The 21,546-nt window shown below is 39.6% G+C and carries 22 protein-coding genes; 10 read left to right on the forward strand and 12 right to left on the reverse strand.

What is annotated here, in order from left to right:
- The first annotated feature begins 670 nt into the window (after positions 1–670).
- Both LQ227_RS05300 and LQ227_RS05305 read left to right on the forward strand, forming a co-directional pair.
- The gene (locus tag LQ227_RS05300) at positions 671–1,627 is read left to right on the forward strand and encodes a lipid A deacylase LpxR family protein (RefSeq protein ID WP_230148577.1); all 957 of its coding nucleotides are present in this window, start codon (positions 671–673) and stop codon (positions 1,625–1,627) included.
- Positions 1,627–2,736, forward strand: coding sequence for an acyloxyacyl hydrolase (locus LQ227_RS05305; RefSeq protein WP_230148579.1), 1,110 nt, complete (start codon positions 1,627–1,629; stop codon positions 2,734–2,736). The genes LQ227_RS05300 and LQ227_RS05305 overlap by 1 nt, the downstream gene beginning before the upstream one ends.
- Here the strand turns inward: LQ227_RS05305 and LQ227_RS05310 are convergent.
- Genes LQ227_RS05310 through LQ227_RS05320 form a run of 3 tightly spaced genes read right to left on the reverse strand, consistent with a single transcriptional unit; the run spans position 2,733 to position 5,181 of the window.
- On the reverse strand, positions 2,733–3,092 hold the full coding sequence (locus LQ227_RS05310; RefSeq protein ID WP_230148581.1) for a CoA-binding protein: 360 nt from the start codon (positions 3,090–3,092) through the stop codon (positions 2,733–2,735). The genes LQ227_RS05305 and LQ227_RS05310 overlap by 4 nt on opposite strands.
- A gap of 46 nt (positions 3,093–3,138) precedes the next feature.
- Positions 3,139–3,606 (reverse strand): DinB family protein, encoded by a 468-nt coding sequence (locus tag LQ227_RS05315; protein WP_230148583.1) that lies wholly within the window; start codon positions 3,604–3,606, stop codon positions 3,139–3,141.
- A 33-nt stretch (positions 3,607–3,639) separates the two neighbouring features.
- Complete coding sequence (locus LQ227_RS05320) at positions 3,640–5,181, reverse strand: NAD(P)/FAD-dependent oxidoreductase (protein WP_230148585.1); 1,542 nt, start codon at positions 5,179–5,181, stop codon at positions 3,640–3,642.
- Positions 5,182–5,669: 488 nt separating this feature from the next.
- Here LQ227_RS05320 and LQ227_RS05325 point away from each other — a divergent pair, with 488 nt between their 5' ends.
- The 5 genes from LQ227_RS05325 (at position 5,670) to LQ227_RS05345 (ending at position 8,643) form a co-directional block, all read left to right on the forward strand.
- Complete coding sequence (locus LQ227_RS05325; protein ID WP_039480897.1) at positions 5,670–6,251, forward strand: LemA family protein; 582 nt, start codon at positions 5,670–5,672, stop codon at positions 6,249–6,251.
- 83 nt (positions 6,252–6,334) lie between these two features.
- Positions 6,335–6,778 (forward strand): TPM domain-containing protein, encoded by a 444-nt coding sequence (locus LQ227_RS05330; protein WP_029275650.1) that lies wholly within the window; start codon positions 6,335–6,337, stop codon positions 6,776–6,778.
- 3 nt (positions 6,779–6,781) lie between these two features.
- On the forward strand, positions 6,782–7,561 hold the full coding sequence (locus LQ227_RS05335; RefSeq protein ID WP_230145982.1) for a YgcG family protein: 780 nt from the start codon (positions 6,782–6,784) through the stop codon (positions 7,559–7,561).
- A 104-nt stretch (positions 7,562–7,665) separates the two neighbouring features.
- Positions 7,666–8,055, forward strand: coding sequence for a hypothetical protein (locus LQ227_RS05340; RefSeq protein ID WP_230145981.1), 390 nt, complete (start codon positions 7,666–7,668; stop codon positions 8,053–8,055).
- 39 nt (positions 8,056–8,094) lie between these two features.
- Entirely contained in the window at positions 8,095–8,643 is a 549-nt protein-coding gene (locus LQ227_RS05345; RefSeq protein ID WP_230145980.1) for an NUDIX hydrolase, read from the forward strand.
- A gap of 132 nt (positions 8,644–8,775) precedes the next feature.
- Here the strand turns inward: LQ227_RS05345 and dnaA are convergent, their stop codons facing one another.
- From dnaA to LQ227_RS05360, 3 genes are all read right to left on the reverse strand, one after another.
- Positions 8,776–10,206 carry a chromosomal replication initiator protein DnaA gene (gene dnaA, locus LQ227_RS05350; RefSeq protein ID WP_029275646.1) on the reverse strand — a complete coding sequence of 477 codons (1,431 nt, stop codon included), beginning with the start codon at positions 10,204–10,206 and terminating at the stop codon, positions 8,776–8,778.
- A 553-nt stretch (positions 10,207–10,759) separates the two neighbouring features.
- On the reverse strand, positions 10,760–12,307 hold the full coding sequence (locus LQ227_RS05355; protein WP_230145979.1) for a methylmalonyl-CoA mutase: 1,548 nt from the start codon (positions 12,305–12,307) through the stop codon (positions 10,760–10,762).
- A gap of 131 nt (positions 12,308–12,438) precedes the next feature.
- Positions 12,439–12,969: a hypothetical protein gene (locus LQ227_RS05360; RefSeq protein WP_230145978.1), complete on the reverse strand. Its 531-nt coding sequence runs from the start codon at positions 12,967–12,969 to the stop codon at positions 12,439–12,441.
- Between the two features lie 92 nt (positions 12,970–13,061).
- Between LQ227_RS05360 and LQ227_RS05365 the strand changes: the two genes are divergently transcribed.
- Together LQ227_RS05365 and LQ227_RS05370 are read left to right on the forward strand one after the other, a co-directional pair.
- On the forward strand, positions 13,062–13,415 hold the full coding sequence (locus LQ227_RS05365) for an iron-sulfur cluster assembly accessory protein (RefSeq protein ID WP_230148587.1): 354 nt from the start codon (positions 13,062–13,064) through the stop codon (positions 13,413–13,415).
- Positions 13,416–13,516: 101 nt separating this feature from the next.
- Positions 13,517–14,746, forward strand: coding sequence for an ABC transporter permease (locus LQ227_RS05370; protein ID WP_230148589.1), 1,230 nt, complete (start codon positions 13,517–13,519; stop codon positions 14,744–14,746).
- Positions 14,747–14,979: 233 nt separating this feature from the next.
- Here LQ227_RS05370 and LQ227_RS05375 read toward each other — a convergent pair whose 3' ends face one another.
- The 5 genes from LQ227_RS05375 to LQ227_RS05395 are packed head-to-tail and all read right to left on the reverse strand — an operon-like array spanning position 14,980 to position 19,618.
- On the reverse strand, positions 14,980–15,717 hold the full coding sequence (locus LQ227_RS05375) for a tyrosine-protein phosphatase (RefSeq protein ID WP_230145976.1): 738 nt from the start codon (positions 15,715–15,717) through the stop codon (positions 14,980–14,982).
- 17 nt (positions 15,718–15,734) lie between these two features.
- Complete coding sequence (locus tag LQ227_RS05380) at positions 15,735–16,292, reverse strand: hypothetical protein (protein WP_029275640.1); 558 nt, start codon at positions 16,290–16,292, stop codon at positions 15,735–15,737.
- Complete coding sequence (gene galE, locus LQ227_RS05385; RefSeq protein WP_230145975.1) at positions 16,293–17,315, reverse strand: UDP-glucose 4-epimerase GalE; 1,023 nt, start codon at positions 17,313–17,315, stop codon at positions 16,293–16,295.
- A 1-nt stretch (position 17,316) separates the two neighbouring features.
- Positions 17,317–18,306 carry a UDP-glucuronic acid decarboxylase family protein gene (locus tag LQ227_RS05390; RefSeq protein WP_230145974.1) on the reverse strand — a complete coding sequence of 330 codons (990 nt, stop codon included), beginning with the start codon at positions 18,304–18,306 and terminating at the stop codon, positions 17,317–17,319.
- A gap of 1 nt (position 18,307) precedes the next feature.
- The gene (locus LQ227_RS05395; protein WP_230145973.1) at positions 18,308–19,618 is read right to left on the reverse strand and encodes a UDP-glucose/GDP-mannose dehydrogenase family protein; all 1,311 of its coding nucleotides are present in this window, start codon (positions 19,616–19,618) and stop codon (positions 18,308–18,310) included.
- 180 nt (positions 19,619–19,798) lie between these two features.
- Here LQ227_RS05395 and LQ227_RS05400 point away from each other — a divergent pair, with 180 nt between their 5' ends.
- Entirely contained in the window at positions 19,799–21,058 is a 1,260-nt protein-coding gene (locus tag LQ227_RS05400; protein WP_371823065.1) for a 3-deoxy-D-manno-octulosonic acid transferase, read from the forward strand.
- Here LQ227_RS05400 and LQ227_RS05405 read toward each other — a convergent pair.
- A complete protein-coding gene (locus tag LQ227_RS05405; RefSeq protein ID WP_230145971.1) occupies positions 21,036–21,542 on the reverse strand; it encodes a gluconokinase in 507 nt (168 codons plus the stop codon). The two genes, LQ227_RS05400 and LQ227_RS05405, sit on opposite strands and share 23 nt — an antisense overlap.
- Between the last annotated feature and the right edge of the window lie 4 nt (positions 21,543–21,546).

A 21,546-nucleotide genomic window follows, 5' to 3' on the forward strand; every position in this document is an offset into this window, starting at 1 on the left:
ATCCGGGCTGCAAAGGTAGCAATCTTTTCCGCTCCCGCAATATTTATTTTAAAATAAATCATGCCCTCCATCTCGCTCTGCCATCTTTTCAATCAAACCCTTCCTCCGAAGCGGGATGCAAAAGTAGGAATTTTAATCGTAAGGGCAAATAAAATATACAGATTAGTGCACGGGCTAATGTAAGCATATGGTTTTCAACACGAAAAAGTTTTCCGCAAGGGCAAAACTTTTTACAGGAACAGCTGTTTCTACCACCCGCCCCAACAAACCTGTCAGGTTTTTAAACCCTGATAGGTTTAAATATGAAGCGCCCATTGCCTGAAACTTCCGAAGTTTTCCCTGCGCCCGGCCGTTTAAAACTTAGGAAACCCCTGCCAGCTAAACCCGACAGCAGCGGCAGCTCCCGATTCTTCATCGGGACTATAGCGTATGGCGGGAACAAACCTATATAGTAGCACAGAACCTGCTTTGCTAAAAAAAACAAAGGCACTCTTATACATAGTGTAGTAATAAAACCAGCGTGACCTGAATAAACTTCCGAAGTTATCCAACACCCATGCCTATTGAAACTTCGGAAGACTCGTGCGCAATTGGCAAGCATCGTATCGAATTTTTAAACAATAATTAATACTTTTATGGCTTTATTAAATCATCCATATAAATGAAGTTGATGCTCAAACTATACTTTTCTCTGCTATTTATCGGCATAGCGGAAATCAGTTATGCGCAAAATTATAAAAATGAGCTTGTTATTATCTCTGAGAACGATGCTTACATTGATATTACCAGCGACCGTTATTATACAAACGGTGCTTTTATTAAATATAGGCATGCCCTGAATGGGAAGAACCTAAAGGCAGGGAGAAGTAAAGAAATTATTGGGTTTGAGCTTGGCCAAAAAATATACAACCCTTATTACAGCTTTGTACCAAACCCCGCCCAACACGACCGCCCTTTTTCCGCATACCTGTATGGCGAGGCAAATTATAGTCGGTTTTACGCAAATAAACAGATGCTTAAGGTTTCTGCGCAGATTGGACTTACCGGGAAAGATGCTTTGGGAGAAGAATTTCAGAAAGCGTTTCATAAACTGGTTGGTCAAAATCAGATTGAAGGATGGGAATATGGTTTAAACAGCGAACCAACATTAAACTTAGGTGTAGAATACAACAAGTTTTTAATGAGCACAAATGATAAAATATTCGATATTACGGGAACAACTTCAGCAGCAGTTGGTAATGTGATTACAAAAGCAAATCTCGGCGCAATGTTCCGCCTGGGCAGATTTAACGATATGGATGCTTCATCGGCTTTTAATAGCTTGGTGAGCAATAACCATCCGAACAAAGCGCAGCGCAAATACGAACTTTTCCTTTCTGTTAGTCCGCAGTTACATGCTATTGCTTTCGATTCGAGTTTGCAGGGAGGCTTATTTTTGAATGATAAAGGGCCGATCACTTTTAAGCCTAAGCCAATTGTTTTTACCACACAGGTAGGTTTAACCTTCGCCATTGCACGTTGGACAGCCAATTATACCGCTACTTTTACTTCCAACGAAGTTAAAAACAGTGCCACTGGCTACCGTTATGCCTTTTATAGTCTTGCTTACCGTTTTAGTAAAAGCTAATGAAAAAACAACTACTCTCGTTTATTTGCGTTATTACGGGCTGCGCATTTGCTAAGGCTCAAATTGCTCCCGAAAATCATTCGATTATTATCAAGCCCATATTTGGCACACATATAAATAACGATCAGGGGCATCTGTTTCAGGACCAGATTGCGGGATTTGATGCAGCATATTTTAAAGACATCAGCCAGAACAGCGATAAATGGATTGGATTTGGTGGTGCCAAATCTTACGGGATCGGATTTGTTTTTAGAGACATAAGCAAGCTGAAAGGTACAAAGGATACTTCGGCCAATGCTTTTGGCCAGATATATGGCTTAGTGGCACAAATGGATTTTCAGCTATTCAAAATCGGAAAAGCTAAATTTAATTTTACACCAGGCGTTGGCTTGGGCTACACGAACAAGTATTACTTTAATAATACCAAAAACCGATTTTTGGGAAGTCCGATTAATGAAACCATTAAAGCAGATTTAGGAATGGAGCTGCCAATGAGTAAATATGCGGATCTGTTAGTGGGTTTCGGTTTTTTACACGTATCGAATGGTGGAGCTACCGTACCCAATGGGGGTTTGAACACCGGAAATGTTTACATCGGACTTAAATTAAACAATCCGAAAACATTAACCGCTGAGCGGAAAAGCACCTACACCACTTTACAACGTAATTCGATTGAGCTAAGTGCGGGTTTAGGAGCAAGAGGGGTATTTGGCGATAGAACAAAAAGTTTATACAAAAGCGGATTATATGCGGGTTATAATTTTTACCTAAATGATGTGATGTCGCTTAAGGCCGGTGCGGATGCCGTTTATTATTTTACCGTATTTGACCCGGATAATTATGGAGCAACCTTTCAGAACTATGGCACTTCGTATGATAAATGGCGTACCGGGATCAGTATTGGTGCTGATATCAACTTATGGCGCATAACCGTTGCGGCACAGATTGGGAAATACATTCACTACAATAGGTTGATGGATAAAGCGACCTGGTATTGGACATTCGGACCAACTTTTAATATTACGCCGCACATTGGCTTACAGGCAAAAACCTATATGCACTTTGCGCAGGCAGATTATGTAAACTGGGGCGTGGTATATAGATTTTAATACTGCCCTGTGCTTAACAATACCAAGGTACAGGCTTCAACTGGTTCGATATTGTGCTGATCCAATAATTTTTCCAGCTCATAATTTTCGGTTCCTGGGTTGAAAATTACCCGCTTGGGTTTTGTTGCCAGGATGTAATCGTGATATTGCGCCTGCAGAGCTGGGCCAATATATAAAGTTATGGTATCTATATCGGTGTGGATCTGATCCGGTTTTTCAATTTCTACGCCTCCAACCTCTCCTTTCTTTATGCCCACGTTAACAATTTCGTGATTGAAGCGCTTGAGCATATTGGCTGCCTTATAAGCATATCTGGATGGGTTTGGCGACGCGCCGATAATAAGTGTCTTCTTCATAAAGGTGATTCCAAAGGTTTATTGATTACACAGCTTAATTAAGCTATTAAAACTTAGAAAGCAAAGCAATTTGGCCAGAATGGTAGGCATGGTGCTGTGCTAAACCACTTAAAAGCTCTGCATTGGTTACGCCTGTTCCCAACGCCGGGTTCCGCTCACTCTTTACTTCATCATCCCATTGGTTATTTTTCATGCTTTCGCACAAGCGGATGAGTTCTTCATTAGCAATTTTAAAATTAAAGATAATGCGCTCCCAGGCCTTAGGCGTTCTACTTTCGGGCACTGGCCAATCGCCCATTGCGGGTTCTGCAGCAGGTTTTCCACTCAATCTTGAGGTAACTTCTTCTGTCCATGCAGTTAAGTGTAGGGCTATTTCGGCAATAGAATGCGCCCCCGGCACAAAATGGCTAAACGCACTTTCAGGATTAACATTATTTAAGGTTTGCATTACATGGTTACCATGCCAGGCATCGCCATTAAATGCCTTTTTAATTTCATTAGTAATATTAAACATACCCAAACAACAATTGGGGCAATATAAAGTTTGTTAAGATGCGTTTAATATTGCATTTGCACAGTTAATACCGTCTATTGCCGCAGATACAATTCCACCGGCATAACCCGCGCCTTCTGCGCAAGGATATAAACCTTTTACCTGAGGGTGCTGGTAAGTCTCTTTATCTCTCGGAATTCTAACCGGTGATGATGTTCTACTCTCTACCCCTACCAAAATGGCTTCATTTGTATAATAACCCTTAATCTTTTTCCCAAACAAGGGTAATGCTACTCGTAAGCTATCTGATACGAAATCGGGTAAAATATTGTCGAGCATCGAACTTTTGGTACCGGGAAGATAGGAGTTCTTTGGTAGATCAATCGATAATTTATTGTTCACAAAATCAACCATGCGCTGGGCCGGAGCAACCAGGTTTCCACCACCGGCCTCAAAAGCCATTTTCTCAATCTCCGATTGGAAATGCAACATTCTAAGCGGATCGTACCCCTGAACATCGTTTAAGGTAACCTGTACCACCGTTCCAGAATTGGCATAAGGATTATTCCGTTTAGACGGCGACCAGCCATTTACCACGATTTCATTTTCGCCTGTAGAACAAGGTGCAATAATGCCTCCAGGGCACATGCAAAAAGAAAACACCCCACGGGCACCAACCTGCTCCACCAAACTGTAGTACGCGGGAGGTAAAAACTCCGATCTAATATCGCAATGATACTGGGCTGAATCGATAATTTCCTGAGGATGCTCAATCCGTACGCCTAAAGCAAAGGGTTTAGCCTCAATCAGAATATTTTTACTGTTTAACAATTCGTACACGTCTCTTGCAGAATGACCAGTTGCCAAGATAATATCATCAGCGAACAACTTTTCTTCAAAATTTATCTCAATTCCTTTTACTTTTCCGAATTCGATCAAAATATCAGTCATACGACTATCGAACATCACCTCGCCCCCAGCATTCAGGATCGTATCTTTTATGGAAGTAATAATATGCGGAAGTTTGTTGGTACCTATATGTGGACGGGCATCGATAGCAATATCAGCTTCTGCCCCATGGTTTACAAAAACCTGGAGCACTTTATTAATATCGCCCCGTTTATTGGAACGGGTATACAGTTTACCATCCGAATAAGTTCCTGCCCCACCTTCACCATAACAATAATTAGATTCTGTATTCACCAAACCCTGCTTGTTTATGGCAGCTAAATCTCTCCGGCGCTGTTTTACATCCTTACCACGTTCGATAATAATGGGTTTTAATCCATTCTCAATACACTGCAAAGCTGCAAACAAGCCAGCCGGGCCAGCCCCGATAATAATCACAGGCTTCGCGTGGCTTACGTTTTTATAATTAATGGTGTATACTTCGGGAGTGGCTTCCTCATCTACAAAAACCTTTACCTGAAGTCTGAATATCACTTTTCGCGAGCGGGCATCTATCGATCTTTTCAGGATTTCATAGCCTTTAATTCTTGATCCAGGTAATTTTAGCGCTTCAGCCAGTTTCTGGTTAATCACCTCTGTTTGCTCTACCTCGTGCGGGAGCAGCGTAATTTCGATGTCTTTTTGCATATCATGTCAGGTTTTTATCCCGAACGCTACAAAGATAGGCAACTGATCGCATATTTGATGATTTCAGAATATGACTAAAAATTATCCGCAGACTAAAGTAATGCTTTTATGTTTTTTTTGGAAAGCCACCGCAGTATTCCATAGGCCACTTTCTTCCCGCTCTACCTCTTGCCCCGATGAAAAATCGGGGGCATCCGTTCGATCGGGTTTAGATGGCGGCTTTGTTGCGACTATGTAGGTTTTCCGTGCCACAACCCAAAGTTTTTAGCCCCGATCGGAGCGGACACGAAGTAGAGCGAAGAGCGGGAGCAAACATTAAAAAAAGCGAATGACCTTGCGCTTCAAAACAAAAACATCATTTTAAACATTACCCTAAGCTTGCCAACCTGGCAGATAATTATTGAAAGTGTAACAAAGGCATGCAATTTGATATCTAATTCGTAAATTGACCATAAATCAATTCTATTAAAAAGACAAAAACCATAAAAATGAAAAGATTAATATTTGGAATTTTAGCTGCAGTTATTGCAGTGAGCACTTTAAGTTCATGCGGATATAACAGCATGGTTAAACTTGATGAGAACGTTAAATCGAAATGGGGAACGGTGCAAACCCAATATCAAAGAAGAGCAGATTTAATTCCGAACCTGGTAGCTACTGTAAAGGGAGCGGCTAAATTTGAACAGGGTACTTTAACTGCCGTAACAGAAGCGCGTGCAAAAGCAACACAGATGACAGTTAAGGCTGATGAATTGACACCAGAAAACATCCAGAAATACCAGGCTGCTCAGGGGCAATTGAGCCAGGCTTTGGGTAAATTATTATCGATTACCGAAAATTACCCTGAACTAAGGGCTACACAGCAATTCAGTGATTTATCGGCGCAGTTAGAAAGCACCGAAAATAGGATTACCGTTGCCCGTAAAGATTTTAACGATGCTGTGCAAGAGTATAATGGCAAAATCAGATCGTTCCCAACCAATTTAACAGCTGGCATGTTCGGCTTTAAACCTAAAGGGTATTTCGAGGCCGATGCTACTGCAAAAGATGCACCTAAAGTAGAATTTTAATATTCCCAACACAATATATAAGGGTAGTGAATGTTTATTAACTAAACATTTATTACCCTTTTTACTTCATACAAAATAAGCACATGTCGTTATTTTCAGATATTGAACAAGAAAAAATAGCAAACGCGATCTCCGATGCAGAAAGAGCAACATCTGGAGAAATTAGGATTGCTATTGACAAACACTGCGCAGGTGATCCATACGAAAAAGCTATCGAGTATTTTACCAAGCTGGATATGGACAAAACAGCCAAAAGAAATGGTGTACTGATTTACCTGGCGCATGCCGATCATAAATTTGCCATTATTGGCGATGTAGGTATTAACCAGGTAGTGCCAGAAAATTTTTGGGAAACAGCCAAAATAGCGATGACTGCACACTTTGCAAAAGGCAATTTAGCTGATGGTATTATTGCGGGAGTAGCATTGGCCGGAGAAAAACTAGCCTTGTTCTTTCCGCCTCAAAAAGGCGACATTAATGAATTGCCGAATGATATCGTTTTTATGGACAATCTAGAGCAGAAATAAGCGATGAAGAAAATATTCCTTTTCTCGTTACTGAGTTTATTATTCACTTTCGGCTTTGCACAGGATTTTCCAGAGAAACCCAATACTTTGGTTAATGATTACGCTAATGTGTTATCAGCCGATCAAAAGCAGCAACTTGAAACTAAATTAGTGGCTTTTAATGATTCGTCATCAACACAGATTGCCATAGCGATATTAAAATCGGTAGGCGATTATGATATTAACGAATACGCCGTTGAGCTGGGCCGGAAATGGGGAGTTGGCCAAAGTGGCAAAAACAACGGTATTATGATCGTTGTGGCTGTTGGCGATCGAAAAATTTCTATCCAAACAGGTTATGGCCTGGAAGGCGCATTGCCCGATATTTATGCCAAGCGTATTATTGATAATGACATTAAACCCAATTTTAGAGCCGGAAATTATTACGCCGGCTTAGATGAAGGTACGACTTCGATTATAAAATATACCAAAGGCGAATATAAAAATGATAGTCCTAAAACTTCTTCAAAGAAAGGTGGCGGAGGTGGCAGTATTGTGATTATTATCATTATTGTAATCGTCATCATCATCATCATGAGAAAAGGTGGCGGGGGCGGTAGCGAAGTAATTGGCGGTCGGGGTGCATCTAACGCTTTGTTCTGGGCAATGCTTTTTGGAAGCGGTGGCGGTGGCGGCCGAAGCAGCGGTGGCTGGGGAGGCGGTTCTTCTGGTGGAGGCGGCGGTGGATTCGGTGGTTTTGGCGGAGGAAGCTTTGGCGGTGGTGGAAGCAGCGGAAGCTGGTAGTCCATAGTCCATAGTCCATAGTCCATAGTCCATAGTCCATAAGTGAGAATCTGTTCCTTTTTGAACGTTACAACTTTCCAACAGATTAAAACATTACAATAATAATGTACAGAAGAGATTTAATCACTGCAGAAATACAGAAACTTGCACAGGTTTTGGCCCGTATTATGGGCTTAAAGTTAGAAGGCAAGTTGGCCGAGGCCAATCAGCTTTTTGACGAAACCATAGAAGGCGGCTTTCAATTGCCAAAAGAAATTCTTGAAAATGAAGATCTTTCGGTTTTTGAAAATTGGTTAGCGGAGGGCAACCACCCGCCTGAAAAACTCGACTCCCTGAGCGAATTCTTATATTACGAATTAGGTACAAGTTCTGATAGAAACCAAATGATTGCGCCAAAGCTGAATTTAGTCTATCAATACCTGTCAGATCGGCACAAGATCGTACATTTGGTAAACTTGCACCGTCAAAAAACGATACAACAGTATTTGCGCTAAACGCCACGCGCATGGCACTAAACAAAACAATGTAAATAGATGATTATAGAAAAGTGGCAGAAAATTGCCTCTAGATATTTAGTAAGAGAAAAGTGGGCTACCTTAAGGGTAGACGAGGTTAAACTTCCTGATGGTATTATAAAAGACGACTACTATGTTTTAGAGTATCCAAACTGGGCAAATGCAATTGCATTAACAGAAGCAGGAAAAATAATCATGGTGCGCCAGTACCGCCATGCAGCCGATATTGTTTCACTCGAGGTTCCAGGTGGTGTAATTGATGGCGATGAAGCACCTGAGTTTGCAGTTAAACGTGAACTTTTAGAAGAAACAGGTTACAGTTTTAAAACCTGCAAACTTATCGCCGAGCTTTATCCTAATCCGGCAACATCAAACAACAGAACCTTCACCTACTTCTTAACAGGCGGTATTAAAACGCATGAACAGCATTTAGATGAACATGAAATATTAAATGTTGAAGAATATACTGTTGAGGAAGTAAAACAACTGATAAAAGACAATAAAATAGCCCAGGCATTGCATGTTGCGGCCTTATTATATGGCTTAGCTGAAGTGGAAAAACTTTAATTTTTTTCTTAAAAAACACATCAAAACAAAGGCCCGATAAAATATCGGGCCTTTGTTTTTTTTGCATAAACTTTTGAACATGAACGAAAGATTTTATTTAAACCCTTCTACCTTTCAGTTCCTGAACTTAGTTTAGCTCATTTTTAATTTCTTTTGGATATCGTGTACGTAAGCTTTAAACTTTTTATCGGTATCGATTAAATCTTCTACCGTTTGGCAAGCATAAATTACGGTACTGTGATCGCGGCCACCGAAGAAAGCACCAATCGTTTTTAACGATGATTTAGTATGGCTTTTAGAAAGGTACATCGAAATCTGACGCGCCTGAACAATTTCGCGTTTACGTGTTTGCGATTTAACCATATCAACCGGAACCTCGAAATACTCGCAAACCAATTTCTGGATGTATTCCATTGAAATTTCTTTAGAAGTATTTTTAATGAAGTTCTTCAGCATTTGCTTAGCAAGCGCTAAATCGATTTCTTTTTTATTCAATGTAGCCTGTGCCAAAAGAGATACCATAGCGCCCTCTAACTCACGCACATTGTTATCAATGTTGTGTGCCACATATTCTACCACCTCGCCTGGTAATTCAATACCATCAGCATACATTTTCTTTCTTAAAATGGCAATACGTGTTTCCAGATCAGGAATCTGTAGATCTGCAGATAAACCCCATTTAAAACGGCTTAACAAACGCTCTTCCAAACCAGCTAAATCTTTCGGTGCTTTATCAGATGTTAAGATTACCTGTTTGCCCGATTGGTGTAGGTGATTGAAAATATGGAAGAAGATATCCTGGGTTTTTTCTTTACCTGCAAAGTTGTGTACATCATCCATAATGATCACATCCATTGCCTGATAAAAGTTAACGAAATCGTTAATGGTGTTGTTTTTTAATGAATCTACAAACTGCTGGCAGAATTTCTCACAGCTTACATAGATCACCAACTTATCTGGCATGCTGCGCTTAATCTCGTTACCGATCGCTTGTGCCAGGTGTGTTTTACCCAAACCTACTCCTCCGTAAATCATTAGCGGGTTAAAAGATGTACCTCCTGGTTTAGCAGCTACAGCGTAACCTGCAGAACGCGCCAAGCGGTTGCAATCTCCCTCAATATAATTTTCGAAAGTATAGTTAGAGTTTAATTGTGGATCAACATTTAATTTTTTTAATCCAGGGATAATAAATGGGTTTTTAATATCCTTATTAATGGAAACCGGAATCGGCATCGATTGTACCTTTGCCTCCGCTCCATTTCCATTTGAGGGCATATTGGTAGTATAAGGATTACCGCTGTTTGATGATTTATCTACAACGATGTTATATTCCAACCTGCCATCCTCTCCAAGTTGTTTTTTTACAGTCTTGCGCAGCAAGCCTACATAATGTTCTTCAAGCCATTCGTAAAAGAACAAACTTGGCACCTGTATAGTTAAAACCTTACCTTCCAATTTAAGGGCTGTTATTGGCTCGAACCAAGTTTTGAAACTTTGGCTCGGAATGTTATCCTTAATAATTTGAAGACAGTTCTTCCATACTTCTGTACAAGTTTTTTCCATTGCGATTTCTATAATTTATTGGTTTACAGTGCCTATTCGAATTAAAGGGATGGTCCGTTTAGGGACTACGAATATTGAGAAAATTATCAACATTTTAAACAAAAATTTCAAATAAATCGTAACGTACTGATAAGGAATATAGTAGCCCGCTTAACCTCAATTTTTTATGTTGATAACTATTTATTAACACTGGTTATTCACATTAACCATAATTTAACATCAATACATCCCCATCACTTCGAATAGCTGTTGAAAAAGCAAAATCTAAGCCATTTTAGGCACTAGTTAAGCGTTTTAGCCTTTTTTAATCCCGAATAAACTGAGAATCAAAGCCATAAGATAAATAAATTAATATTAATTTAAGCAGATCGTTTAAATTAATATTAATTTATTTCATTTCGCCTCATTGTTGTATGAATTTTACGACAGCTTAACTCAATATTTTAGGATCAATGAACAAAATATTCGTTCATTTTATCAAGGTTTATTAAAAAGCAAAGTCCCTTTAATTTTATCCTGAAATAAAGCGCAAAAACTACGAACGTTAAGTTAATTAATAAACGCCAAAAGTCCGTCTAAACACATCTGCAATTTCGCCGAGTGTAGCATATTTTTCAACGGCATCTATAATCAACGGCATCAAATTTTTCTCGCCTTTAGCAGCTTCATCCAACTCTTGCAATGCTTTTTCTACAGCATCTCCATCGCGGGTTGCTTTTAAATATGCTAATTTTTCAGATTGCAGTTTGCGGATTGAATCATCAATATTAAAAACCTCTGTCAGGCCTTCTTCTTCTTGGGTAAATTTATTTACACCTACAGAGATCCTTTCGCCATTTTCGATTTCTTTTTGATACTGGTAAGATGCGTCAGCAATCTCATTTTGCATATAGTTGCTTTCAATGGCATTAACCGAGCCGCCCATTGCATCTATCCGATCGATATAAGCCCAGGCCGCAGCCTCAACTTCATCAGTTAAGCTCTCCACAAAGAACGATCCAGCCAGTGGATCTACGGTATCGGTAACGCCGCTCTCGAAGGCAATGATCTGTTGGGTACGTAAAGCAATTTTTGCAGCCGATTCGGTCGGAAGTGAAAGTGCTTCATCATAACCATTGGTATGTAAGGATTGGGTTCCGCCAAGAACTGCAGCCATAGCCTGATTGCTTACCCTGATTACATTATTTAATGGTTGCTGCGCCGTTAAGGTTGAGCCCCCGGTTTGGGTATGAAATCTTAACATCTGCGCTTTTTCATCTGTGGCACTCAAATCTTTGGTAATTTTCGCCCACATCCGCCTTGCGGCCCTAAATTTCGCTATTTCTTCAAAGAAATTATTGTGGCAATTGAAAAAGAACGATAACCGTTTCGCAAATACATTAATATCTAAACCTTTATCTAAAGCGGCTTTTAGATAGGTTTTGCCATTAGCCAGTGTAAAAGCAAGTTCTTGTACAGCGGTTGATCCAGCTTCACGAATGTGGTAGCCAGATATAGAAATGGTATTCCACTTTGGCACTTCTTTGCTACAGAACTCAAAAATATCGGTAATTAAACGCATCGATTGCTTTGGCGGATAGATATATGTGCCTCTTGCAGCATATTCTTTTAAGATGTCGTTCTGTATCGTCCCTGAAATCTGTTTTAAATCTGCACCTTGTTTTTTAGCCAGCGCAATATACATGGCCAATAAAATTGAAGCAGTAGCATTGATCGTCATCGAAGTTGTGATGTTTTTCAGCTCGATACCATCAAATAAAATTTCAATATCCTTTAACGAATCGATAGCCACCCCCACCTTGCCAACCTCTCCATCGGCCATTTCATGATCAGAGTCGTAACCGATTTGTGTTGGAAGATCAAAAGCAACAGATAAGCCCGTTGTTCCCTGAGCCAATAAATAATGATAACGTTTGTTTGATTCTTCAGCAGTTGAAAAACCAGCATACTGCCTCATCGTCCACAAGCGGCCGCGGTACATATCCTTCTGGATTCCCCTGGTAAAAGGAAATTCTCCAGGCAGCTCTTCCATTGGCTTCGCTTCGGTATACAGCGCTTTTATTTCAATACCTGAAGTGGTGGTGTACTTTTTTTCGCTCATAATTGGTTAGTTCATTAGTTCAATGGTCATTGATTTTAGTCCAGCAAAGCTGCATAACTGCTGAAACTGGTTAATTGGTTAACCCTGCGTATTTCGGTTAACTAATTTAAACGATTAACCAATTAACCTCATCAAAAAAGTTGGTGAATATCCTTTTTGATCAGTTCGATGGTTAAATCGTAAGGATTTTCATCAATACTGGCCATGTGCTGCAAAATTGCTTTACTCAACTCAATTCCATTTGCGTCAGCAGGCAAGCCTTGTACTGCATTGTTAATCATGGCAATGGTATCGTCTTTTAATTTACGAACGACACGCCAAGTTACACTATCTACATACAACTGCTGGGTAATATTATGTTGGTACTCCGAACGGATTTCATTTAAAATGCCAGCTTGTAAAGTTGCAATGGCAATTCCTTGCTGATGCAGGCGAACAAGTAAATTTGCAGGGTTAATACGATCGATAAATAGGATTAAACGCTCGTGAGCCTGTAAGCGCAAAGGCAAAATATGCGCCCGGCTTTCTTTGTTCAGCTCGATGGTTTTTAAGTTAAAGAAACGCTGGATATCGTTCTTTAAAATATAATAAACAGCCATTAATGCAATGAAAATGCCTGCAAATAAGATCACTATGTCAACTAAAATTTGTTGGGTATTCATAAGTATTGTTTAATTACGGTAATATTAACGGACCGTTAAAAGCAAAAATGTGCATTATTATTTATATTTGTAACAGATAAAATTTAAATAACATGAGCACAACAGTTGATACAGCATTTGCACCAGTTACTTTTTCTGAAGGAGCAGCTAAAGAGTTATATAAATTAAAGGATCAGCAGGAGATCAGTGAAGATTATGGTTTACGTATTGGCGTAGAAGGTGGCGGCTGTGCTGGCATGAATTACATTTTAGGTTTCGATCAGAGAAAAGAAGGCGATCAAGAGTATTTTATTGATGGTATTAAGGTTTTTATGAACAAAGCACATCAGATGTACTTAATGGGCATGATGATCGATTGGCAGGATGGATTAAATTCGCGTGGTTTCACCTTCGTTAATCCTAACGCAACCAGCACCTGCGGTTGTGGTACGAGTTTCTCGGCATAAATAAAATATTATTGTAACATATAGTACGGTCCCCTTGTCTAAACATCGGGACTTTTTTATTTTTACAAGCTTTGCCCGCCAAACGCTTATCGCAATACTAAATGAATTACAGAGAAAACATCAGACTGGCATTAGAATCTATTAAAGCGAACCGCTTGCGTACTATGCTTACCGCCTTAATTATTGCCATTGGTTTAATGGCTTTGGTTGGGATTTTAACCACTCTTGATGCTGTAAAGAAAAGTATGACCGATGCTTTTAGTAGCATGGGGGCCAACTCTTTTACCATCAGAAACCGCGGTACAGGAATTAGAATTGGAAATGGCAAACGCCCAAAACCTTTTAAGGCCATCCGCTACGAAGATGCCGTTAAATTTAAAGATAGCCTGAATACCCCTGCAACTGTTGCCGTAAGTGTTTTTGCCAGCGGTGGTTCTACTGTAAAATACGGGAGTTTAAAAACCAATCCCAACATCAATGTTCAGGGTATAGATGAAAATGGCTTAGCCTCTCAAGGATTAAATTTATCACAAGGAAGAAATTTTAGTGTTTCTGAAATACAGCTCGGAAGCAACGTTTGCATTGTTGGTGGCGAAGTGGTTGAAAAATTATTTAAAGACTCTGATCCGTTAGATAAACTGATCAATGTAGGTAATAACCGTTTTAAAATTGTTGGCATATTGGAGAAAAAAGGATCGAGTATGGGCTTTAGCGGTGATAGGGCTGTTTATGTGCCTTTGCTAAAAGCCAAACAGATTAATGCCAATGCCAATCCATCTTACACCATAACAGTAATGGTACCCAGTAATGAGATGCAGGAAAACATTATTGGTGAATCTACTGCGCTATTCAGAAATATTCGCAAGGTAAAGGTGAACGAAACCAATAATTTCGAGATTACCAAGAGTGATGCCATTGCTCAAACTTTATTCGAAAATCTGGCTTTTGTGGCTATTGGTGGTGTTGCCATTGGAGTTATTACCCTAATTGGAGCTTCAATCGGTTTAATGAATATCATGCTCGTTTCGGTTACTGAACGTACACGCGAAATTGGTATCCGTAAAGCCATCGGCGCAAACCCTAAGGTAATTCGGCGCCAGTTCTTGATCGAGGCCGTAGTAATCTGTTTAATGGGTGGTGCTTTAGGTATTTTTCTGGGAATAGTTTTAGGGAATCTCATCTCACTGGCCATGGGTGGCGCATTCTTAATCCCCTGGCTGTTTATTATTGGCGGTTTTATATTATGTGTACTTGTAGGAATCCTATCTGGATATTATCCTGCTAAAAAGGCATCGAAACTAGATCCTGTAGAAGCCTTGAGGTACGAATAGAGTTGGTTCACTGGTCATTGGTTCATTAGTCAATGGTTCATTAGTACATAGTTAATCGCTTGCTGGTTAATACATCTAATTGGTGATTTTTTTAAAATCGGTTAACTAGAAAGTTTAGCGGTTAGTCTATCTGGATTTACTCCGCTATAGATCTTAAACAAGTTCAGGATGACGAGACTTACAATTGGCTGCTTGCAAAACCAATGAACGAATGACAAATGAGCTAATGAACCTTAAAGCAATGCGTTATTCAATTGAGACTGGGTAAGCAGTTGTTGCATTAAGGGCGTACCAAGACTATCTTCGAGCGCCGCAGCATGTTTTAAATGGTGCATATCGCTGCCTACAAAATCGACCATGTGGTTTTCGACCATTTCTCCTGCTACTTTTTTTGCACCAGCGCCATAATAACCCGCTAAAGCAATACCGTTTACCTGCAACAGGCAGCCGGTTTCTCTGATCTGATGATAGCTTTCGAAAGAATTGTAGTAGTAAGGATAACGCTCAGGATGCGCCAGCACAGGTTTGTATCCGGCATCCTGCATCATTTTTATAAAATCGATCAGGTTTTGAGGGGCGTTTATATATGATAATTCAAACAAAAGATAATTATTACCAAAAGTTAAAACCTCTTTCTGTCTGATTTTTTTCTCTAAGGTTTCATCCAGATAATATTCGGCAGCGGCATCAACCTCCAGATCGAGTTCGATTTCCTGTAAACCTTTTCTTAACGTGTCCAATCCATGGTTAATGGTATCGGGCGTATTCCGAAAATAATCGGCCATGATGTGCGGAGTGGCGATTAGCTTCTTATAACCCAAATCTTTAAATTTTTTAGCCAAAAGAAGAGAATCTTTTAACGTTTGTGCGCCATCATCAATCCCTGGAATAATGTGCGAGTGCATATCTGTGCCGATACCAGAGAAATTAAATTCGGGTGCTATTTTTTTCTTTTTAAATAATCCGAACATACTGATAGATCATAGCTTTAACTTATCTCCTTTGGCAAATTACTTGCCTCTGCTGCACCAGCTAATTTAGAGGAATAGATTTTATCGAGCAAATTATTTAAGTCTTCACTTAAATCAAACTGCAAGTCTTCGTGCAGTTTTTTGAATTTGTTTATGGTTACCGCGACAGTTTTTAAGTAAAATATACTGAAAAGCATCATAAAATCGCGATAACCAAAAATTGATTTCTTATAATCAAAAGGGATGGCATTGAGGATAAATAGTTTCAATTCTACCTCCCCAACAGGATCTTTTGTCACTTTATAAAAATGATTAACCGAGGTGATCATCTTCCGAACCTTTACCAATGCCTCTTTGGCATTTAGTTTTTTCAGTTCCAGAACCTGTTCTTCTACATCGGCTTTAATCCTCTCCTTCCGATCTTCCAAATCGGTTTCATCTTCTAATAATTTATAATGAAGATGCTCTGTAAGCACTTTATCTTTGGCCACCAAACGCAGCAATAGCTTGTCTTTTTCTTTGACAGGCAATTCTGTTATAGCAGTTTTTAGATCTTTGTGCTCCGATAACTTCATTTAAAAAGGGTTAGCCTTGATATATTTTTCCCACTCCCATGCAGAGCGCATCATCTCATTGATATCAAGATTGGCTTTCCAGCCCAGTTCTTTATTCGATTTTTGAACGTCGCCATAAATCTGAACAATATCACCTGCCCTTCTTGGACCGATTTTATACTCAAGTTTCTCTCCGTTCACTTTTTCGAAAGCTGCAATAATTTCTAAAACTGAAGAGCCTTTACCGGTACCGATATTGAAAACATCGTAATTACCGTTAGGATTTCCTTCTTCCAGTTTCTTAATCGCTGCAACGTGTGCCTTTGCCAGATCAACCACATGAATATAATCGCGGATGGCAGAACCATCAGGCGTATTGTAATCGTCGCCATAAACAGTAATCGGACCACGTTTGCCAATAGCCGATTGCGTAATGAAAGGGACAAGATTGGCAGGAACACCATTTGGTAGTTCACCGATCAAAGCAGTTTCGTGTGCACCAACCGGGTTAAAATAACGTAAAGCAATTACATTTAAATCAGGTGTTACTGCAGCTGTTTCTGCTAATATTTCCTCGGCAATCTGCTTGGTATTTCCGTAAGGAGATTCAGCTTTCTGTACTGGTGCAGCCTCAGTTACGGGTAAAGTTTCTGGCTGACCATAAACGGTACAAGATGAAGAAAACACAAAATTAATCTTCCTGTTAAACGAAGTTAACAGGTTAATTAAACCGTAAAAATTGTTTTTATAATACTTTAAGGGTTGTTCTACCGATTCGCCAACAGCTTTTGATGCTGCGAAATGGATAATTCCATCAATATCGGTATGGTTTTCTGCAAATTCCTGAACTGCTCTATCATCCTGTAGATCGATTTCATGAAAATCGAACCATTTGCCAGTGATGGCATGAAGCTGGGTTAAAATTTTAATGTTCGAATTAGAAAGGTTATCTACAATTACGACTTCGTATCCTGCGTTGTGTAACTCTACTGCTGTGTGCGAACCTATGTATCCTGTTCCACCAGTAACTAGTATTTTTGCCATTTTAACGGTTAAATGTGGTAAAATCTTTATGATCTATCTTCTCCAAAGCCTCTGCAGGCAATGATTTAAAATATTCGTATGTAATCTTCAATCCTTCAGCACGGCCTACTTTTGGCTCCCATCCCAATATATCTCTCGCTTTGGTAATATCGGGTCTGCGCTGTTTAGGATCATCCTGCGGAAGTTCTTTATAAACAATTTTCTGCGTGGTGCCGGTAAGTTTGATAATTTCCTCACAGAACTGCTTGATGGTGATTTCATCCGGATTACCAATGTTTACCGGCTGCGCATAATCACTCATCAATAAACGATAAATTCCTTCAATCAGGTCATCAACATAACAGAAAGAACGTGTCTGACTTCCGTCGCCAAAGATAGTTAAATCTTCGCCTCTTAAAGCTTGCCCGATAAAAGCAGGTAAAACACGGCCATCATTCAGGCGCATTCTGGGCCCATAAGTGTTAAAGATCCTTACAATTCTGGTTTCTACACCATGAAAAGTATGGTAGGCCATGGTTATGGCTTCCTGAAAACGTTTGGCTTCATCGTAAACGCCACGTGGACCAACCGGATTTACGTTACCCCAATATTCCTCTGGCTGAGGATTCACATTTGGATCGCCATATACTTCTGAAGTTGATGCAATCAGCATCCTTGCATTTTTATTTCTGGCAAGACCTAAAAGATTATGGGTACCCAAAGAACCTACTTTAAGTGTCTGGATCGGGATTTTAAGATAATCGATCGGACTTGCAGGTGAAGCAAAGTGTAAAATGTAGTGAAGTTTACCTGGAATATGTACAAATTTGGAAACATCGTGGTTATAAAATTCGAAATTCTCCAGCTTGAACAGATGTTCGATATTTGCCATATCGCCTGTAATCAGGTTATCCATTCCGATAACGTGATAACCCTCTTTCACAAAACGATCACAAAGATGCGAACCTAAAAATCCGGCTGCACCTGTAATCAATATTCTCTTCTGACCCATTTTAATCTATTAGTTTTCTACCTATGCTGTTATAATAATAGCCAAGATCGATCATTTTTTGCAAATCGTACAAATTCCTGCCATCGAAAACCACTTTATTTTTTAAGATATTATCAATTTTTTCAAAATCAGGGTTACGGAAAACCGACCATTCTGTTGCAATCAACAGTGCGTCAGCACCTTCTAAAGCTTCGTATTGGTTTTTAGCATAGTTTACCTGATCGCCAATAATGTTTTTAACATTTGTCATTGCCTCTGGATCGAACACGGTAACGGTTGCGCCGTTCTTAACCAGCGCATCAATAATATATAAGGCCGGTGCCTCGCGGATATCGTCGGTTTCTGGTTTAAAAGCAAGGCCCCAAAGTGCAAAATGTTTGCCCTTTATGTCACCTTTATAATATTTAATCACTTTGTCAACCAGGATTGTTTTTTGTCTTTCATTAACCTCCATTACCGATTTCAGGATCTGAAAATCGTAGGCATAATCATCAGATGATTTTACCAGTGCCTGAACATCTTTAGGGAAACATGAACCGCCGTAACCTACTCCTGGAAAAAGGAAACGTTTACCGATACGGTCATCAGAACCTATGCCCCTTCTTACCGAATCAACATCAGCACCTACAAGTTCGCAAAGGTTGGCGACCTCGTTCATGAAGGTAATTTTGGTGGCAAGGAAAGAGTTTGCCGCATATTTAGTCAATTCAGAAGAACGCTCGTCCATAAAAAGAATTGGATTCCCCTGACGTACATAAGGACCGTATAATTCAGCCATCAGCTTTTTCGCTCTTTCGCTTTTAGTTCCTAAAACCACGCGGTCAGGTTTCATAAAATCATCAACTGCTACACCCTCCCTTAAAAACTCAGGATTGGATACCACATCTACTTCAATCGAAGTATTTTCGGCAAAAACAGCCTTTACCTTATCGGCCGTCCCAACCGGAACCGTTGATTTATTTACGATGACCTTATACTCGGTAATCAGTTTTGAAATATCCTTTGCAGCGCCTAAAATATAAGAAAGATCAGCAGCACCATCTCCACCCGGAGGCGTTGGCAAAGCCATAAAAATAATCTGCGCATCTTTTACAGCATCTGCAAGATTTGTTGTAAAAGTCAACCTTTCCTGTTCTATATTTCTATGGAACAAAAGATCTAAACCAGGCTCGTAAATCGGTACTTCGCCAGCCTGCATCTGCTTTACTTTCGCTTCATTAATGTCAACACATATTACATCATTTCCTGTTTCTGCTAAACAGGTTCCGGTAACTAAACCTACGTATCCGGTACCAATAACGGCTATCTTCATCTGTTATAATTTATTAAACAATATTAAATTGTTTCTTAACGGTTTTAATGAGCTCGTAAGCTCGGTTACTTTTCGCAACTTATGGAGTAATCACGACCTGTCTATTTATAGTATTGAACGATAGGCCAAATTGCGACGACTCCATATATTTTTAAGCTTTTTAAATATATTCGTTTTATCTTGGCACGAAGATATGAAATTACACTAATGCTTTTGCTTTACATAATCGGAATTCGGCTTTACACTTTGCTTATCAGGACATTTTCATTATTCGATCCTAAGGCTAAACTGTTTATAAATGGCCGTAAAAATAGCTATACAAAAATTGCTCAGAAAATTAATCCGAGCGAAAAACACATATGGTTTCATTTTGCTTCTTTAGGAGAATTTGAACAGGGCCGACCGGTTTTAGAAAAACTAAAATCGCTTTATCCAGCTAAAAAAATCGTAGTTACTTTTTTCTCCCCTTCGGGATACGAAATCCGGAAAAATTATGCCCTTGCAGATGTATTTTATCTTCCTATTGATACCGCAGCCAACGCCAAACGTTTTATAGCAAGCATTAATCCCGAAATGGCCATTTTTACCAAATACGAATTTTGGCATTTTTATTTTAAAGAATTAAAAGACCGCGAAATTCCTTTATATGTGATTTCTGGTATTTTTAGAGAAAGCCAGGCATTTTTTAAATGGTATGGTGGCTTTTACCGCAATATTTTAAAATCTGTTACTTACTTTTTTGTGCAAAACGAAGAAAGTAAAAATCTTTTAAAATCGATCGGATTAAATAATGTCACGATAAATGGCGATACCCGTTTCGACCGTGTTTACGAAAATGCGCAATCGCCCAAACAGCTTAGCCAAATCGAAAGTTTTATTGGCAACTCCCCCACATTGATTTGCGGAAGTACCTGGCCTGAAGATGAAAAAATATTATCGGCTTTACCTGAAAAATATCCCAGCTGGAAGTTTATTATCGCGCCACACGAGATCCACGAAAGCCATATTGAAAGTATCGAGAAACAGTTTTCAGTTGGCAGTGTGCGGTTTTCAATTTTCAACTCGTCTAATCAAACGCCAAACGCCGAACACCAAACGCTCATTATAGACAACATCGGCATGCTTTCTTCTCTCTATCAATACGGAAATGTAGCTTATATTGGTGGCGGTTTTGGAACAGGAATACACAACACTTTAGAAGCCGCAGCGTTTGGTTTGCCTGTAATTTTCGGCCCGAAATATGATAAATTTCAGGAAGCCAAAGATCTAATTGCTATAGGTGCAGCCAAAAGCATTTCTACTGTTGAGAAATTAATCGGTGCTTTTGAGGATTTTGCCAAAAATGAAGATGCCGCAGCGCAGGCCAAAAGATATGTTACAGATAAAAAAGGGGCAACCGATCAGATTATTTCGATGATTACGAAATCAGATCAGCCTTAGCAATTTCTTCCACAATCTGGGGAATATCCTGATCAATTGAAACCGTTATCACATCCTGTTCATCAGCCTGAGGCTCTTCCAATGTTTCAAACTGGCTTTTTAATAAACTAGAAGGCATGTACTGATGAGATCGCTTAGCAATCCGATCGTGGATTAAATCGAAATTTCCTTTCAAATAAACAAAGCGGATTGATGTATTATCTGTTCTTAGCAAATCGCGGTAAGATTTTTTCAATGCAGAACAGGCAATAATGCATGTCGATCCATGAGCAACATGTTCGCGACCAACCTTCGCAATCAATTGCAGCCAATCTAAACGATCAGCATCTGTTAACGGAATTCCGGCAGCCATTTTATCTACATTACGTTGCGAATGCAGGTTATCGCCATCTATAAATTCAGCATTTATTCTCGGGGCCAAAGCTTTACCAACTACTGTTTTACCACTTCCCGAAACACCCATTAAAATAATAAAGCTCGCCATATTT

This window comes from Pedobacter sp. Bi27, assembly GCF_918698255.1.
Lineage (GTDB): Bacteria > Bacteroidota > Bacteroidia > Sphingobacteriales > Sphingobacteriaceae > Pedobacter.

What these genes read in the sequence shown, in the direction of transcription:
- LQ227_RS05315 (WP_230148583.1), bottom strand. Translation starts at nt 3,606, where the DNA reads ATGTTTAATATTACTAATGAAATTAAAAAGGCATTTAATGGCGATGCC.
- LQ227_RS05335 (WP_230145982.1), top strand. Translation starts at nt 6,782, where the DNA reads ATGAAGAAAATATTCCTTTTCTCGTTACTGAGTTTATTATTCACTTTC.
- LQ227_RS05300 (WP_230148577.1), top strand. Translation starts at nt 671, where the DNA reads ATGCTCAAACTATACTTTTCTCTGCTATTTATCGGCATAGCGGAAATC.
- LQ227_RS05375 (WP_230145976.1), bottom strand. Translation starts at nt 15,717, where the DNA reads ATGTTCGGATTATTTAAAAAGAAAAAAATAGCACCCGAATTTAATTTC.
- LQ227_RS05395 (WP_230145973.1), bottom strand. Translation starts at nt 19,618, where the DNA reads ATGAAGATAGCCGTTATTGGTACCGGATACGTAGGTTTAGTTACCGGA.
- LQ227_RS05370 (WP_230148589.1), top strand. Translation starts at nt 13,517, where the DNA reads ATGAATTACAGAGAAAACATCAGACTGGCATTAGAATCTATTAAAGCG.
- LQ227_RS05305 (WP_230148579.1), top strand. Translation starts at nt 1,627, where the DNA reads ATGAAAAAACAACTACTCTCGTTTATTTGCGTTATTACGGGCTGCGCA.
- LQ227_RS05390 (WP_230145974.1), bottom strand. Translation starts at nt 18,306, where the DNA reads ATGGGTCAGAAGAGAATATTGATTACAGGTGCAGCCGGATTTTTAGGT.
- LQ227_RS05325 (WP_039480897.1), top strand. Translation starts at nt 5,670, where the DNA reads ATGAAAAGATTAATATTTGGAATTTTAGCTGCAGTTATTGCAGTGAGC.
- LQ227_RS05345 (WP_230145980.1), top strand. Translation starts at nt 8,095, where the DNA reads ATGATTATAGAAAAGTGGCAGAAAATTGCCTCTAGATATTTAGTAAGA.
- LQ227_RS05355 (WP_230145979.1), bottom strand. Translation starts at nt 12,307, where the DNA reads ATGAGCGAAAAAAAGTACACCACCACTTCAGGTATTGAAATAAAAGCG.
- LQ227_RS05405 (WP_230145971.1), bottom strand. Translation starts at nt 21,542, where the DNA reads ATGGCGAGCTTTATTATTTTAATGGGTGTTTCGGGAAGTGGTAAAACA.
- LQ227_RS05340 (WP_230145981.1), top strand. Translation starts at nt 7,666, where the DNA reads ATGTACAGAAGAGATTTAATCACTGCAGAAATACAGAAACTTGCACAG.
- LQ227_RS05320 (WP_230148585.1), bottom strand. Translation starts at nt 5,181, where the DNA reads ATGCAAAAAGACATCGAAATTACGCTGCTCCCGCACGAGGTAGAGCAA.
- LQ227_RS05310 (WP_230148581.1), bottom strand. Translation starts at nt 3,092, where the DNA reads ATGAAGAAGACACTTATTATCGGCGCGTCGCCAAACCCATCCAGATAT.
- LQ227_RS05360 (WP_230145978.1), bottom strand. Translation starts at nt 12,969, where the DNA reads ATGAATACCCAACAAATTTTAGTTGACATAGTGATCTTATTTGCAGGC.
- LQ227_RS05330 (WP_029275650.1), top strand. Translation starts at nt 6,335, where the DNA reads ATGTCGTTATTTTCAGATATTGAACAAGAAAAAATAGCAAACGCGATC.
- LQ227_RS05365 (WP_230148587.1), top strand. Translation starts at nt 13,062, where the DNA reads ATGAGCACAACAGTTGATACAGCATTTGCACCAGTTACTTTTTCTGAA.
- galE (WP_230145975.1), bottom strand. Translation starts at nt 17,315, where the DNA reads ATGGCAAAAATACTAGTTACTGGTGGAACAGGATACATAGGTTCGCAC.
- dnaA (WP_029275646.1), bottom strand. Translation starts at nt 10,206, where the DNA reads ATGGAAAAAACTTGTACAGAAGTATGGAAGAACTGTCTTCAAATTATT.
- LQ227_RS05380 (WP_029275640.1), bottom strand. Translation starts at nt 16,292, where the DNA reads ATGAAGTTATCGGAGCACAAAGATCTAAAAACTGCTATAACAGAATTG.